Below are 14421 nucleotides of genomic sequence, written 5' to 3'. Positions count from 1 at the left end.
ATGGCTGCCCCGCTGGACAATGCGGCCTTGATCCAGCACGATGATTTCATCGGCATGCTGGACGCTGCTGATCCGGTGCGCGATAATGAGCGTCGATTTGCCGCTGCGCTCCCGGATCAAATTGCCGAGGATGCCCGATTCCGTCATCGCGTCTACGGCGCTCATGCTGTCGTCGAGAATCAGGAGCTCGGGCTTTTTCATCAGCCCTCTCGCCAGACTCGCGCGCTGCCTCTGACCGCCGGACAGCGTAAGTCCCCGCTCGCCGAGCCGGGTCTCAAATCCCGCTTCAAAGGAGTTGACGCTTTCCAGCAGCAAAGCCTGGGCCGCTGCCTCGCGGATTTGCTCGATGCTGGCGGAGCGGTCGCTGAAGGCGATATTGTCGGCGATATCCGTGCTGAACAAGAAGCCGTCCTGCGGCACATAGCCGATCTTGCGGCGCAGTGATTCCAGGGTCACACGGGTAATATCCTGGCCGTTCACCTTAATGCTGCCGGCCGGGGGCTCATAAATGCGCAGAAACAGCTTTGCCAGCGTCGATTTGCCGCTGCCGGTGCGGCCGATGAGCCCGACGGTGCGGCCTTCCGGAATGGTGAAGCTGACGTCCTTAAGCGCTTGTTCCGACGTCCCCGGATAAGAGAACGTCAAGTGGTCCACGGCGATATCCCCGATGCGGGCAAGGTCCGAAGCGTCGTCCTTGTCCCTCACGCTCGGCACCCTGGCCAGCAGCCGGTTGACGCGTTCCAGGGAGGCTCCCGAGCGCTGCATCATGTTAATCACGTTGCCGATCTGCTGCAGCGGTCCCGTCAGCATCCGGAGGTAGAAGGTCAGCGCAACGAAGCTTCCAAGTGTCATCCGGCCCTGAATCGTCATATATCCGCCGACCAGCAGCGAGACGACAAGGGATAACGCCCCCAAGAACGGAAGCAGCGCCTGGAACAAGGATGACATCCTCACTAGATGCAGCTGCGCGCTGCGCACCCCGTCGACCGTCTCGTCAAACCGGCGCTGCGCCGTCTCCTCGATGGCGAACGTCTTCGTGACGCGGATGCCCCCGATTTGCTCATCGGCGGATTCCGTCATCGTCGCCAACCCTTCCTGCACATCCATCGACCGGTTCCGGATGCGGGGACCAAAATAAATGACCAGAAACGGAATGGCGACCAGCGGGCACACGCTGACCAGAATCAGAGTTACCGGTATACCTGTAACCAGCATCATGACAACACAGGAGATGACCATGAACACGGCGTTGGTCGTCTGCGTGACTCCGAATGAAATCGCTTCCCTAACCGAAGTCACGTCGTTCATGACATAGCTGAGCAGCTTGCCGGTCCCCTGTTTGGAAAAAAAGTCCTCACTGAGGCGGGAAAACTGGGCAAAGATCTGGCCCCTTGTCAAAAACTCGAACCGCCGGCCGAGACGCATAATGGTAAACTGCCCTAAACCGAACAGCACGCCATAGGACACGGCAATCCCCAGCAGGATCAGGCTGTAGCGGATGATGTCCTCGCGACCGATCGAACGTTCCTTCAGTCCATCCGTCACCTTACCGAGAATCTGCGGCAGCAGCGCCTGATCCACGTTGGACAGGATGATCAGGATGACGGCGGTCAGGTAGAGAAGCGCGTTTTTCTTCAAATAATTGGTGAGCAGTTCGAAGCTTTTCAAGAGTTCCATTCCCTCCTTTGGTTTCAATTGAATTGATATTTCATCATTACCCGCTTCCGACCCATCCATTAAAATATACCACAGAAAAAAAAGAATGGGCTTTTCCCAACCTGGCAGAGCAGCGAAAAAACCGTGTCCCGGAACGGATAAATTTTTTTGGAGTCTTACTTCTGCCTGCAAAAAACCGGCCGTCCATTAATTTTGCCGCACTGGATAAATGTCCACGATCCGCAGCTCTCTTCGGCATAAGATGACAGTATGCGAAATTGCAATCAGCAAAGGAGGAGGACCGCTTGAAGATTCGTAAAGCGATCATTCCGGCAGCCGGTTACGGAACGCGGTTTCTTCCCGCCACCAAAGCAATGCCCAAAGAGATGCTGCCGATTATCGATAAGCCCACCATCCAGTTTATTATCGAAGAAGCCGCGGCTTCCGGGATTGAGGAAATTTTGATCGTGACCGGCAAAGGCAAAGAGGTGATCGAGGATCACTTCGACTCGGCGCTGGAGCTCGAATATTATTTGGAACAAAAAGGCAAGTTCGAGGAACTCCGCAAAATCCGGGAATTTACCGGCATTGTCGACATCCACTATATCCGCCAATCAGAGCGTAAAGGTCTGGGGCACGCCATCGGGGTAGGGCGCAAGTTTATCGGAACCGAGCCCTTTGCCGTCCTGCTTGGAGACACGTTTTTTGACGCTGATCCGCCGTCGCTAAAACAGCTTATGGATGGGTATGATCGGCTGCAGACGTCCATCGTAGGTGTGCAGAGCGTGGCGGCTGACAAGGTATCGAGTTACGGCATCGTCGACGCCAAACCGCTGGTCGATTCGTTTGCGTATGTGAACCGGTTGGTGGAAAAACCCGCGGTCGATGCCTCTCCTTCGAGGCTGGCCATGGTGGGCCGTTACATTTTGACTGCATCCATTTTCGATATCCTGGAAAACCAATCCCCGGGAGTTGGCGGCGAAATCCAGCTGACGGACGCATTGAATCAATTACTTGTCAAAGAAGCGATTTATACCTGCGAGATTAAAGGCCGCTGGCATGACGTCGGTGATCCGCTGGGTTATGTGAAGGCCATTTTGGCACTGACGAAGCAAAGAGCGCAACTGAAGCAACACCTGCAGGACGAAATGAGCGAGCTGTTACAAGAGGACCCGCAATTACCGGATTCCGGTTCCGGTGACCCTGCGCCGTAAGCCCCAGCTTCACCCGCCTGCCTTCTCGTGATGCAGGTATGTAACGGAAAACCAATTCTAAAGAGAGGTGTCCCCGCAAATGATTGAATTGGCTTTAGCTTTTACGGATAAGGACGGAACCTATTCCGAGCACGCTGCCGCCGCGTTGGCTTCGGTGTTCCGTAATACTTCCTCCGAGCTTCAGGTTCACATCCTCCATGACGATTCGCTCCTGGAAGAAAACAGGAACAAGCTCGCCCAGCTGGCGGCGGATTTCAAGCATCCGATCCACTTCTATCCTGTGACCCTGCCGGTGGAGATGATGAACGTTCTCTCGGGAACCGGCTCCATCGACCGATGGACGTGGGGCAGTCTTTATCGGCTGCTGCTGCCAGCCGTGGTACCTGCTGAACGGGTAATCTATCTCGACTGCGACGTGATGGTCAATATGGACATCACCGAGCTGTGGGAGATCGACCTGAACGGCGGCTACCTTGGGGCTATCCACGACCAAGGCATCCACGGCATAGCAGAAGTCGTGGCCGTCCAGGGTTTAAACCCCGAAACCTATTTTAACTCCGGGGTCCTTGTATTTGACCTCAATGCCATTCGGCAGCACGTGACGTGGTTTGAAGAAATACTGAACTTTTTCCGCGCCTTTCCCGGCACCTCGATGCCGGACCAGGACTGCCTGAACCACGTATTCGGGGGAAACTGCCTGCTGCTGGATCAACGGTTCAACTGGTTTTACAATCTGCAACCGGCAGCGGCAGCAAGTCCCGCATCCTTAAGATGCGCCGCAGCTCCCGCAGAAAGCATGCCATGTACATTCAGGGCTTCAGCAGCGGCATCTATTTGTAACGGTCGTCTCAAGAAAAATGCAAACAACCTCCGCCCTTCCGGCGGAGGTTGTGCTTTATTCTTCAATGTAAATGTTGTTTCCGGCGCCCCATCCGGCCAGCATATAGACGATGGCCACGATCAGCAGGACCGAGGTCGCGGTCGTCCAGCTGCCGCTCAGGTCATGGACAAGTCCAATCAGCAGAGGGCCTACAGCGGCCAGCAGGTACCCGACCGACTGGGCCATACCGGACAATTCCGCAGCCTGTTCGGTCCGGCGGGTGCGGAGCATGAAGAACATCGTTACGAGGCCGAAGGCCGCACCGGTGCCGATTCCGACCAATACGACCGCGACCGGAACGATCGCGTTCCATCCGCTAAGCAGTAGCACAAAGCCCAGAACAAAGCAGAGGAACGTCCCGACGACCAGTCCGCGCTGATTCTTAAAGCGTCCCGCCAGAATCGGCACGAAGAACGTGACCGGCACGCTGAAAAATTGCATCAGCGACAGCATCCAGCCTGCCGTCGAACCGCTCATGCCCCGATCGGTCAAAATTTCAGGTAGCCAGGACACGACCGAGTAAAATACGAAGGATTGCAAACCCATAACAATCGTGACCTGCCACGCCAGTTTCGAGCGCCAGATGCTGCTTTTCGATGAAATCCGCACCTCGCCGGTCCGATGCCGGTACCGGAGCTGCGGCAGCCAGACGATGAGAGCGATCAACGACAGGATTCCCCAGATGAGCAGGGATCCCCGCCACCCGGAAGCGAGATGATTCGACACCGGAAGGCTGACGCCGGAGGCGATAGCCGCAAAGATGTTCATCGAAACGGAATAGATTCCCGTCATGACACCCACCCGCAGCGGAAAATCCCGCTTAATCAGGCTTGGCAGCAGCACATTGCTGACCGCGATGCCGAGGCCGAGCAGAATCGTGCCGGCAAATAAAGCGGCGACCGAAGGAACGAACCGCAGGACAATGCCCAGCGTTACAGCGGCCACTCCGCTAAACAGCGTCTTCTCCATGCCCCATCTCCGGGCCAACTTCGGAGCAATCGGGGAGACGATGGCAAAGGCCAGCAGCGGGAACGTCGTCAGCAGCCCCGCAAGGGTATGCGACATTCCCGTATCGATCCGGATCGTTTCAACGAGCGGACCCACCGAAGTGATAGGCGCCCGCAGCGTCGTCGCGATCAGGATAATTCCAAGAACCAGCAGCAGCGCCTTCATCCCTGTGGAAACCTGGGGATTCTCCGCCGGCTGCGTAGACATTTCGTATGTTTTATTCATGATGTTCTGTATTTCCTCCTTCAGACTAATCAAGCAAGGCATCTTGGGATGCCTGGATATACGACCGGACAATTTCGCCCGCCACCGCCGCGTCCCGGCGGATGATGGCTTCAAGCAGACGCTCATTGAGCCGGCAGTGCACAAGCACCAGATCCCAGCGCAAGCTGCCCAGCGAGAGGGAACTCGTCACGGATTCACTAATGCTGTCATACAATTCGCTGAGCAGCCGGTTATGCGCAGCGGCGATCACCTGCTTGTGAAAGGCCAAATCGGCAATGATATAAGCTTCCATATCTCCGGACTGTTCTGCGGCGCTGCAGGCCGCAAGCGTAAGCCGGATCTGCTTGATATCATCCGCCGTGCTTCGCTGGGCAGCGAGCCGGGCGGCTTCCTGCTCCAGCGCAGCGCGAACCTCCAGCGTCTCGCTCAGCTTGGAGCGCTCCATCCGCCGCTGAAGGACGGGACCGAGGCTGCTCGACGCGACAACGTACGTCCCGTCCCCCTGCCGTGTCCGGAGCAGTCCCGCATGAATCAGGGCACGGATCGCTTCACGGATCGTGTTTCGGCTGACGCCCAGCTTCTCCACCAGCTCCGGTTCCGGAGGAATGCGTTTCCCAACAGGCCATTGCCCTTCTTCAATCAGCTTCTCCAGCTGGGATGCGACCTGCTCGACAAGCGTTGAACGCGTTGGACGCTGCAAGTTCATTCGAATACCTCCAAACATAGGATGTTTGGTTCATTGTAGCATGAACTTCGGTTTCCCGCACATTTTTTTCGTTTTTGCACCATCCTCGGCCCTGAAACGCAGCAACGGCAGCCTTCACTCGGAAGACTGCCGATCTGGTGCAGCCGGCTCTGTTAGAGCATGCTGCCTTAAGCTTGAAGTTCCTTCTGGTGCCGTACTTTCTCCCGGCCGCGGAGTGCCCCGGGCAGGACATAGATCACGAAGTGGTAGATTTCCACCATCGCGATCGCCGAAACGGCGTCCCAGAGGACATGCTGTTTCACGAACTGTGTCGAGGCAATGATGAGAATCGACATCGTGCTGACGAGAATCATGATCACGCGGCTCCGGGCCTTACTTGTCAGAAAGAGTCGCATAACCATGTAACTCGAGAAGCAGTGAATGCTCGGAAAACAGTTGTAGGGCTGATCCCGTTTATAAATAAATCGTACAAGCTCACTGAACGGATCGCTGCCGGTCACGACCGGCCTTGGCACCGTCGTTTGAAACACAAGATAAATGCCGTAGCATGTCATTGCGCATAACGTGTACAGTATAATACCACGGTAATACAAATTCCGGTCCTTAAAGAAAAGGTAGACCAGGCAGGCATAGATATAGAAGATCCATACGCCGTAAGGGAGCGCAAAATATTTTATAAATGGAATAGCCAGATCCGCTTGCGTGACAAGGGAATACACGCGGTCATTCGGGTGGTTCACCAGCTGGTAAATCGACCCCAGAACAGGAAAAACGAGCATCAGTACTAATGGGGCGAGAGGACGCAGCCTCTGCATCATTGCATTTACCTTCGTCACCATATCAAACCTTTCTCTGCCGGTTGCAAAAGATGTTAAGGGATTCCTTCGAGAACCGCTGCCTTATTGTACTGCTAGAACCGGTTTCCATCAACCATATTTATGTATGAAGCCCTTTCCAGTTTCTTGTTCATTTCCTACAGTCTCCTCACCGAAGGATGACGGCTATGTTAACGAAAACTGAAACAGATCCTGCAGCACGACAGCGGCCGCACCGATTAATTTGCCGTCATCCCCAAGCGAAGACTGCCCCACAACCAGATCGTCCTTCAAAATACGCATGGCATACCTTGAAATATGCTCCTCAACCTTATGAAGCAGAATAGGATTGTCCTGAGCCACGTTCCCGCCTAACACGATCGCTCCCGGATTAAACAGGTTCACCAGGTTGACGATGCCTGCACCCAGATGCTCGGCGATCTCCTCGGTGATGTCCATGGCCAGCCGATCCTCTCTGGACAGTGCTTCTTTATACACCTCAGGCTCGATCCGGCTGAAGTCGCCGCCTGTCAAATCGTGGATAAGCGTCTGCCGGCCCGAGGCCATCGCCGCCATCATTCGGGAGTGCACCGCAGGCCAGCTTACCGAGTTCTCCAGGCAGCCGACGTTTCCGCATTCGCAGCGGATTCCGCTCCGGTTGACGCTCGTATGGCCGAATTCGCCCGCTCCACCCAGCTTTCCCCGGAGGATCATGTCGTTGACAAGGATGCCCGCCCCAATCCCATTGCCGACCATAATATAGATCAGATTGGCAAAAGAGCTGTAGCTCCCGAACCGCCGTTCCGCAAGCACGAGCGAGTTGGTATCGTTCTCGACCCAGGTTTTAATCCCATAGCGGCTTTCCACGAGTTGCTTGACCGGAACGTCATTCAGGCGGAGCTTGGAATTATAGTAGACAACCCCCTGCTCGACATTAACCACGCCCGGTGTCGTGACGGCTATGCCGATGCAAGCGTCCAGGCTGCCGGTTTCGGTGACGAAGCGGTCGATCATGCCGAGCATCAGCTCGATGACGCCTTCTCCCTGCCGCGTTCCGACAGGAGCGGATTCTTTGCGCAGGATGTTCGCCTCCAGGTTTAATTGGGCAACCTCGATGACCGTGTTTGAGATCGATGCGGCAAACAAAAAATGGTTATCCGGCGCAAATCGCAGCAAAATGGGCTTGCGCCCGCCGCTGGACTCTCCTCTGCCGATTTCAGTCACATAGCCTTCCCGGATCAGCTCCTGAACCGCCGCAGCTACGGTGGAGGGGCTAATCCGGTTCCTTTGGCCAGCTCGATCCGCGAGATCGGGCCGTCCAGGCGGATTTTATTAAAATGATCGACCGGTTCAGCTCCTGAATCAGTTTCCAATCGCCTTTTCTCATCGTTTTCAACCATCTTCCCCTTTCTTCGGTAAAATGCATCAATATATTCCATCTTATTCCATATTTACAGTAAAATATAGTTCCCAATGCTCCATTCCATGTAACATATTCCAATGACCAAAATATGCGGAAACCGATACTTTCCACTTGAAAACGCCGTTTTCCTGCCTTCCAAAAGTTTTTATGCAAATATTTATCAAACTATTGAAAATAACAATCACCAAATATATAATCTTACGCAAATAGATGCCATTCTTTTCCTGATACCTTACATCGAATGGTCAGTTGGCATCTACTTATTTTGATTATTGGAATAAGTATGGCGATGGATTTTCGCAAGATAAGGAGGGAAAATTCGTACATCATTGGAACTGCGGCAGATCAAGAATGAGTGCAAGAACCATATTTAGAGGAGGTTATTGGAATGGCTAGAAAAATGTCGATCATCCTCGTGTTCCTGTTTCTGTTCACTGCTGTAATGACGGGCTGCGGCGGCTCTTCCGGAGAAGCCGGCGGCAAAAAAGTAATCAACGTGGCTCTATGGGATGAGAACGTGAAGGACACCGTCAACAAATCGATTGAGCTGTACAAGAAAAACCACCCCGACGTGGAAGTCAAAGTAACTTACACCCCTTGGGCTGACTATTGGACCAAATTGAAAACAAGTCTCGCCGGCAACAGCGGGCCCGACGTGTTCTGGATGAACGGCCCCAACTTCTACGCATATGCCTCCAAAGGCTGGATCAAGGATCTGCAGCCGCTTATTGATGAAAGCAAGCTCGATACCTCCGTTTACACCGACGCCCTCGTCAATCTGTACACCTACAACGATCATCTTTACGGACTTCCTTATTTCCTCGATGCGGTTGGACTCTACTACAATAAAGAACTTTTCGACAAAGCCGGCGTGTCTTACCCGGACGGCAGCTGGACCTGGGATACGATCGAGCAGAATGCCGCCAAGCTGACGGACAAGCAGAACGGCGTGTACGGCTACACCGCTTTGATTGACAGCCAGTCCGGATATTACGATTTGATCCACCAGGCCGGCGGTTACATCATCTCCGAAGATAAAACGAAATCCGGCTTCGATTCGCCCGAGGCGCTGTCCGCTTTTCAGTGGGAGAAAAAGCTGATGGACCAAGGCTATTCCCCGAACGCCCAGCAGCAGCTTGAGACCAAGCCGCTCCAGCTGTTCGGCTCCGGCAAAGCCGCCATGTTCCCCGCCATTTCCGTCAGCGCGCCCGAGCTGTACAAATTGCTGGGAGACAAGCTGGGGGTTGCCCCGCTGCCGGCAGGCAAACAAAAAGCGACGATCGTTCACGGCCTGAGCTGGGCGATGAACGAAAAAACGAAGCATCAGCAGGAAGCATGGGACCTGATCCAGGTGCTTTCCGGCAAAGAAGGCGAGCAGTACCTGGCCGAATCGGGCTTCAGCATTCCCGCTTATAAAGGAACGGAGGAAGGCTGGCTGAAGTCGATCCCTTCCCTTGACCTGAAGGTATTCGTGGATAGTCTGGACTTTGCCGTGCCGTATCCGGTGTCCGAGCGGACGGCCGAGTGGCAGGACGTGGAGACCAAGGAGCTTCAGGACGCCTACCTCGGGAAAAAGTCGTTTGAGGAAGCGCTGAAAACGATAGCCGATAAAATGAACGAGATTCTCGCGGAAGAGAAGAAGGATTAGTAGAAGAGTCTATGCTTGTATCCACTTAACTTCGAGAGAAAGGATGGTGCTGCCGGTGAATACGCCGCTGGCCGTCAAGTCGAAAGACCCGAACCTGCCTGCAGCCCGGAAGCGGAAAACTTCCAAGCTGGCCATCCAGGAGGCGGTCTGGGGGGTACGTATTTATCCTCCCCGTCGCACTGGGTCTGGCCCTCTTTTATATGGTGCCTTCCGCCGCTTCCCTGATTCTGTCCTTTACGAACTGGGACGGCATGTCCGCTCCGGCGTTCAACGGGATCGACAATTTTATCCAGCTGATGCAGGACGAGAAGTTTACGCGTTCCCTGCTGAATACACTGCTCTACACCGTTGCGACCGTCCCGCTGTCCATCGTCTTTGCCACGCTGCTCGCCGTGCTGCTCAATCAGCATATCAAAGGGATGGTCGTGTACCGCACGTTCTATTTCATCCCGGTCATCACCATGCCGATCGCGGTCGGCATGGTGTGGAAATGGCTGTATAACTCCGAGTTCGGCCTCATCAATTACGTGCTCGGAGCGATGCATCTGCCCACGCCGAACTGGCTGTTCGACGAAAAGTTTGCGCTCATGTCGATCGTCATTGTCAGCGTCTGGACCAGCGTCGGTTACAACGCCGTCATCCTGCTGTCAGGACTGCAGGGAATTCCGTCGAGCTATTACGAAGCGGCGTCGCTCGACGGCGCCGGCACGGTCTACCGCTTTTTCCGGATAACGCTGCCGCTGCTGACGCCGAGCTTGTTTTTCGTGCTCGTCATGTCCTTCATCAACTCTTTCCAGGTATTCGACCTCGTCTTCATCATGATGGGGCAGCAGACCTCCCTGCTCGATTCCACGCGCACCGTCGTGTACAGCATTTGGGAGGATGGCTTCAAGTACTTCAACATGGGCTACGCTTCGGCGGAGGCGTTCATCCTGTTTATCGTCATCCTGATCATCACCGCGTTTCAGATGTATTTCCAAAAACGCTGGGTCCATTATCAATAACCTTCATGAGGAGGAGAGGCTGTCATGATAACCCGAACTTCCGACCGCGGAAGACGGCTGGCCGTTCATATTCTGCTGATCGCGGGAGCCGTCCTGATGGTGACCCCTTTTGTCTGGATGCTGTCCACATCGTTTAAGTCCTTTGCGGATTCCATGAAGGTGCCCCCTACACTGCTGCCGTCGGAATGGCATTTTGAAAATTACGCCAAGGTGCTGACCACTATCGACTTCGGCACTTACTACCTCAATACGATTCTAGTGACGCTAGGCCGCACGGCCGGACAGCTGCTGCTGTGTTCCTTGGCCGCATACTCCTTCGCCTGCCTGAAATTCCCGGGGAAAAACGTCATTTTTCTCGCCCTGCTGGCCGTGCTCATGGTGCCGTCCCAGGTCGTCATGATCCCGAGCTTTGTCATCATGCGGCAGCTGAACTGGCTGGATACCTTCTATGTCCTGATTATCCCCGGCATCTTCAGCGCATTCGGCACCTTTTTGCTAAGGCAATTCTTCATGACGCTGCCGAAGGATCTGGAGGAGGCGGCCAAAATCGACGGCTGCAGCTATTTCCGGATTTATTGGAACATCTACCTGCCGCTGTCGAAGTCCGCTCTCGTCTCTTTGGCTATCTTTACGATTCTTGCGGCATGGAACGACCTGCTGTGGCCGCTCATCATGACCAGCTCGGAGGATATGCGCGTGCTATCGATCGGCATCTCTTCCTTCCAGGGGCAGCATTCGACCGATTATCCGCTGCTGATGGCGGGTGCCGTGATGGCTACGCTGCCGATCATCATCCTGTTCATTTTCCTTCAGCGCTATTTTATAGAAGGAATCGCTATGAATGGCATCAAAGGATAAGGAAACGAATAGACCTTTTACAAGTGTAACCGGTCCATCATAAAAGGAGCTGAAAACCGTTATGATTCACGTACTCGTTATAGGCGCAGGGGCGATGGGGAGCACCCATGCCGCAGCCTATGCCGATATGCCGAATGCGCACTTGGCCGGTATCGTCGACACCGACGCCGGCAAGGGAGCGCGGGTGGCCGAGGCATGCGGCACCTCTTCGTTCACTTCCTACGCAGAGGCGATGGAAGCGCTTGACCGCGTCGATGTCGTCGATGTTTGCCTGCCGACGCCGCTCCACAAGAAGTTTGTTCTTCAAGCGGCCGACGACGGCAAACACGTCATCTGCGAGAAACCGCTGGCGCGCAGTCTGGCCGACGCCAGGGAAATGATCGACCACTGCCGTTCGCGTGGTGTCCGGCTGTTCGTCGGGCATGTTCTCCGCTTCTTCCACGAATACGCGCATGCCAAGCAGCTGCTGGATGATGGCGTCATCGGCAAGCCGGCCGTCATCCGCGCGGGTCGCGGTGGAGGGTATCCGATCGGCTGGCAGCATTGGTACAGCGATTTCGGGGCCAGCGGCGGCATTACGCTGGACGCCATGATCCACGATTTCGATTTTCTTCGCTGGTGCTTCGGCGAAGTGGAACGTGTGTATGCCAAGGGACTTCATGGAAGAGTTCACGCCCAGCTGGACTATTCGCTCGTGACCCTCCGCTTTCAAAGCGGCGCCATCGCCCACGTCGAGGGAACCTGGTCGCATGAAGGCTTCTCCATGAACCTCGAGATGGCCGGCACGCAGGGGATCATCGGCTATGACAGCGCCCGGGATCAGCCGCTGCTGTCTTTTCAGCGCGGCGGTCATGCAGGCGGAGGCGGCGGCGTACCCGTCCCGGAAAGCCCGGTCGAGGAAAACCCATACTTTCAGGAGATCCGCCATTTCCTGAATTGCATCGAGCAGGATGAAGAGCCGATCGTAACCGCGGAAGACGCCTATGAGGCGCTCCGGATTGCGCTCTCGGCGCTGAAATCGATGGAGACCGGGCGGCCGGTTCATCTGGGAACCGGTACAGCCGACCCGAGCAGCAAAGGAGTGATCGGTTCATGAAAATCGGTATCGCCAGTTTTGCCCATATGCACGCTTACAGTTATGCGAAAGCGTTGATTCAATTGGAAGGAGTGGAGCTCGCCGGCATTTACGATCCTGATGAGCAGCGGGGTCAAAAGTTCGCCGGCATCCTTGGCACCAGCTATTACGGCGATTATGCCGAGCTTCTGTCGCAAGGCCTCAGCGGGATCGTCGTTACGTCGGAGAACGCGAACCATAAGGAGCATGTCCTTGCGGCCGCCAAGGCGGGGGTTCATGTGCTGTGCGAAAAGCCCATATCGACCAATGCCGCGGACGCCCGGGACATGATCGAGGCCTGCAAAGCCGCCGGCGTCATGCTGCAGACGGCCTTTCCGGTCCGGTACAACCGGTCCGTCATCCGGGCCAAGCAAATGATCGACGAAGGAAAGCTCGGCCGGATCCTCGCCATGAAGGGGACCAACCGCGGGCAAAATCCGGGCGGATGGTTCGTTGACCCCGCCCTGTCCGGCGGCGGAGCGGTCATTGACCACACCGTTCATGTCGCCGATATCATGCGCTGGTTCACCGGCGCGGAAGTAAAAGAGGTATACGCGGAAATCGGGCAGCTCATGTCCGCCGCCCCCATCGATGACTGCGGAATCCTGTCGATCGAATTTGACAATGGCGTCTTTGCCACGCTGGACTGCAGCTGGTCCAGGAATCCTTCCTTCCCGACCTGGGGCGACGTGACGCTGGAAATCGTCGGGACGGCCGGCACCCTGACGATCGACGCCTTCGGACAGAAGCTGAACGTATTCAGCGAGGAGCGCGGCTACCGGCACCATTTCTGGGGCGACGATATGGACTTCGGCCTGGTCCGGGATTTTGTAACTTCAATCGCGGAAGGCAAGACCGAGGCGAACGTGACGGGCGTCGACGGGCTCAAGGCGCTCGAAGTGGCCCTGGCTGCATACCGCTCGGCGGAGCGATTGGCCGCCGTTTCGCCTGCAGAGCTCTGAACCTAAACCTGACAAAGGGGTGTATGAAGCGATGCTGAAGTCGATAAATCAATGGGGATTTCCGGAGGGAACCCCGCTCGAGATGATTTTTCTCATGCGGAGCAGGCAGGTTACGATGCCGTCGAGCTGAACCTGTATCCGTCCGGCGGAACCGGTCTGACCATGGACACCACTGCACAGGAGGCGGAGGCCGTACTGGCTCTGGCTTCCCGTCACAACATTCAGCTGCGCAGCCTTTCGACCGGCATGCTTTGGAAATCCCCCCTGTCCGCGGCGGATCCGGATGTCCGCGCCGGCGGACGGGAGATCGTCACCCGGCAGCTGGAGCTTGCATCCCTGCTCGGGATGGACACCGTGCTGGTCGTTCCCGGGGCGGTGACCCCTTCCGTCACCTATGAGGAATGTTACAGCCGCAGCCAGGAAGAACTGCGGGAACTCATTCCGCTGGCCGAACAGCACGGCGTTCATATCGGCATCGAAAACGTCTGGAACAAATTTCTGCTCTCCCCGATGGAGATGGCCCGGTATATCGACGAGCTCGATTCGCCCTGGGCCGGAGCCTATTTTGATATCGGAAACGTCCTTCTCTTCGGCTATCCCGAGCATTGGATCCGGACGCTGGGCGAGCGGATCCGCAAAGTCCACGTGAAGGACTTTAATCCGGCAGCCGGACCGAACGGCTTCGTCCCGCTGCTGTCGGGCAGCGTTAACTGGAACGAAGTGCGGCGGGCGTTGAACGAGATCGGCTACACGGATACCGTCACGGCCGAGCTCACTCCGTACAGCGCCGACCCTTACCAGATGGTATATGATACTTCCGCACAGCTGGATATCATTACGGGCCGTTGAGGGCAAACATGCTGGCCACTTCAGCCAATGGTATTGGCTTGCAGTCATCTCAAGCGTTC

12 protein-coding genes and 1 pseudogene are annotated in these 14421 nt (G+C 55.7%); 8 read left to right on the top strand and 5 right to left on the bottom strand.

What is annotated here, in order from left to right; genetic code table 11:
- The coding region (locus CPT76_RS34855; RefSeq protein WP_258169090.1) for an ABC transporter ATP-binding protein at positions 1-1677 on the bottom strand (1677 nt) is incomplete at its 3' end.
- A 284-nt stretch (positions 1678-1961) separates the two neighbouring features.
- Between CPT76_RS34855 and galU the strand changes: the two genes are divergently transcribed.
- Complete coding sequence (gene galU / locus CPT76_RS34850; protein ID WP_105446146.1) at positions 1962-2870, top strand: UTP--glucose-1-phosphate uridylyltransferase GalU; 909 nt, start codon at positions 1962-1964, stop codon at positions 2868-2870.
- Between the two features lie 79 nt (positions 2871-2949).
- Positions 2950-3549, top strand: a pseudogene (locus tag CPT76_RS42385) (glycosyltransferase family 8 protein); the annotation flags it as partial.
- 216 nt (positions 3550-3765) lie between these two features.
- Here CPT76_RS42385 and CPT76_RS34840 read toward each other — a convergent pair.
- The 4 genes from CPT76_RS34840 to CPT76_RS34825 form a co-directional block, all read right to left on the bottom strand.
- Positions 3766-4983 carry a CynX/NimT family MFS transporter gene (locus tag CPT76_RS34840; RefSeq protein WP_105446144.1) on the bottom strand — a complete coding sequence of 406 codons (1218 nt, stop codon included), beginning with the start codon at positions 4981-4983 and terminating at the stop codon, positions 3766-3768.
- Positions 4984-5008: 25 nt separating this feature from the next.
- Positions 5009-5689: a FadR/GntR family transcriptional regulator gene (locus CPT76_RS34835; protein WP_105446143.1), complete on the bottom strand. Its 681-nt coding sequence runs from the start codon at positions 5687-5689 to the stop codon at positions 5009-5011.
- 167 nt (positions 5690-5856) lie between these two features.
- Positions 5857-6528, bottom strand: coding sequence for a phosphatase PAP2 family protein (locus CPT76_RS34830; RefSeq protein ID WP_105446142.1), 672 nt, complete (start codon positions 6526-6528; stop codon positions 5857-5859).
- Between the two features lie 162 nt (positions 6529-6690).
- Complete coding sequence (locus tag CPT76_RS34825; RefSeq protein WP_258169089.1) at positions 6691-7728, bottom strand: ROK family protein; 1038 nt, start codon at positions 7726-7728, stop codon at positions 6691-6693.
- 587 nt (positions 7729-8315) lie between these two features.
- On the opposite strand from CPT76_RS34825, the gene CPT76_RS34820 reads away from it, so the two are divergent.
- The 6 genes from CPT76_RS34820 to CPT76_RS34795 all read left to right on the top strand — a co-directional run bounded on the left by CPT76_RS34820 (position 8316) and on the right by CPT76_RS34795 (position 14362).
- Positions 8316-9575 (top strand): ABC transporter substrate-binding protein, encoded by a 1260-nt coding sequence (locus CPT76_RS34820; RefSeq protein WP_076174264.1) that lies wholly within the window; start codon positions 8316-8318, stop codon positions 9573-9575.
- Positions 9576-9775: 200 nt separating this feature from the next.
- Entirely contained in the window at positions 9776-10579 is an 804-nt protein-coding gene (locus CPT76_RS34815) for a carbohydrate ABC transporter permease (RefSeq protein ID WP_258169088.1), read from the top strand.
- A 24-nt stretch (positions 10580-10603) separates the two neighbouring features.
- Positions 10604-11437, top strand: a complete 834-nt coding sequence (locus CPT76_RS34810; RefSeq protein ID WP_076174262.1) for a carbohydrate ABC transporter permease — start codon at positions 10604-10606, stop codon at positions 11435-11437.
- 61 nt (positions 11438-11498) lie between these two features.
- Positions 11499-12533, top strand: a complete 1035-nt coding sequence (locus tag CPT76_RS34805) for a Gfo/Idh/MocA family protein (protein WP_105446141.1) — start codon at positions 11499-11501, stop codon at positions 12531-12533.
- The gene (locus CPT76_RS34800; protein ID WP_105446140.1) at positions 12530-13513 is read left to right on the top strand and encodes a Gfo/Idh/MocA family protein; all 984 of its coding nucleotides are present in this window, start codon (positions 12530-12532) and stop codon (positions 13511-13513) included. Before CPT76_RS34805 ends, CPT76_RS34800 begins: the two co-directional genes overlap by 4 nt.
- A 51-nt stretch (positions 13514-13564) precedes the next feature.
- On the top strand, positions 13565-14362 hold the full coding sequence (locus tag CPT76_RS34795) for a sugar phosphate isomerase/epimerase family protein (RefSeq protein ID WP_258169087.1): 798 nt from the start codon (positions 13565-13567) through the stop codon (positions 14360-14362).
- Positions 14363-14421: the final 59 nt, after the last annotated feature.

Source organism: Paenibacillus sp. AR247 (assembly GCF_002968895.1).
In the GTDB taxonomy this organism is placed as follows: Bacteria; Bacillota; Bacilli; order Paenibacillales; family Paenibacillaceae; genus Paenibacillus_AQ; species Paenibacillus_AQ favisporus.
This window is presented reverse-complemented; position numbering and strand designations above follow the sequence as displayed.

What these genes read in the sequence shown, in the direction of transcription:
- CPT76_RS34840 (WP_105446144.1), bottom strand. Translation starts at nt 4,983, where the DNA reads ATGAATAAAACATACGAAATGTCTACGCAGCCGGCGGAGAATCCCCAG.
- CPT76_RS34835 (WP_105446143.1), bottom strand. Translation starts at nt 5,689, where the DNA reads ATGAACTTGCAGCGTCCAACGCGTTCAACGCTTGTCGAGCAGGTCGCA.
- CPT76_RS34830 (WP_105446142.1), bottom strand. Translation starts at nt 6,528, where the DNA reads ATGGTGACGAAGGTAAATGCAATGATGCAGAGGCTGCGTCCTCTCGCC.
- CPT76_RS34820 (WP_076174264.1), top strand. Translation starts at nt 8,316, where the DNA reads ATGGCTAGAAAAATGTCGATCATCCTCGTGTTCCTGTTTCTGTTCACT.
- CPT76_RS34815 (WP_258169088.1), top strand. Translation starts at nt 9,776, where the DNA reads ATGGTGCCTTCCGCCGCTTCCCTGATTCTGTCCTTTACGAACTGGGAC.
- CPT76_RS34810 (WP_076174262.1), top strand. Translation starts at nt 10,604, where the DNA reads ATGATAACCCGAACTTCCGACCGCGGAAGACGGCTGGCCGTTCATATT.
- CPT76_RS34805 (WP_105446141.1), top strand. Translation starts at nt 11,499, where the DNA reads ATGATTCACGTACTCGTTATAGGCGCAGGGGCGATGGGGAGCACCCAT.
- CPT76_RS34800 (WP_105446140.1), top strand. Translation starts at nt 12,530, where the DNA reads ATGAAAATCGGTATCGCCAGTTTTGCCCATATGCACGCTTACAGTTAT.
- CPT76_RS34795 (WP_258169087.1), top strand. Translation starts at nt 13,565, where the DNA reads ATGGGGATTTCCGGAGGGAACCCCGCTCGAGATGATTTTTCTCATGCG.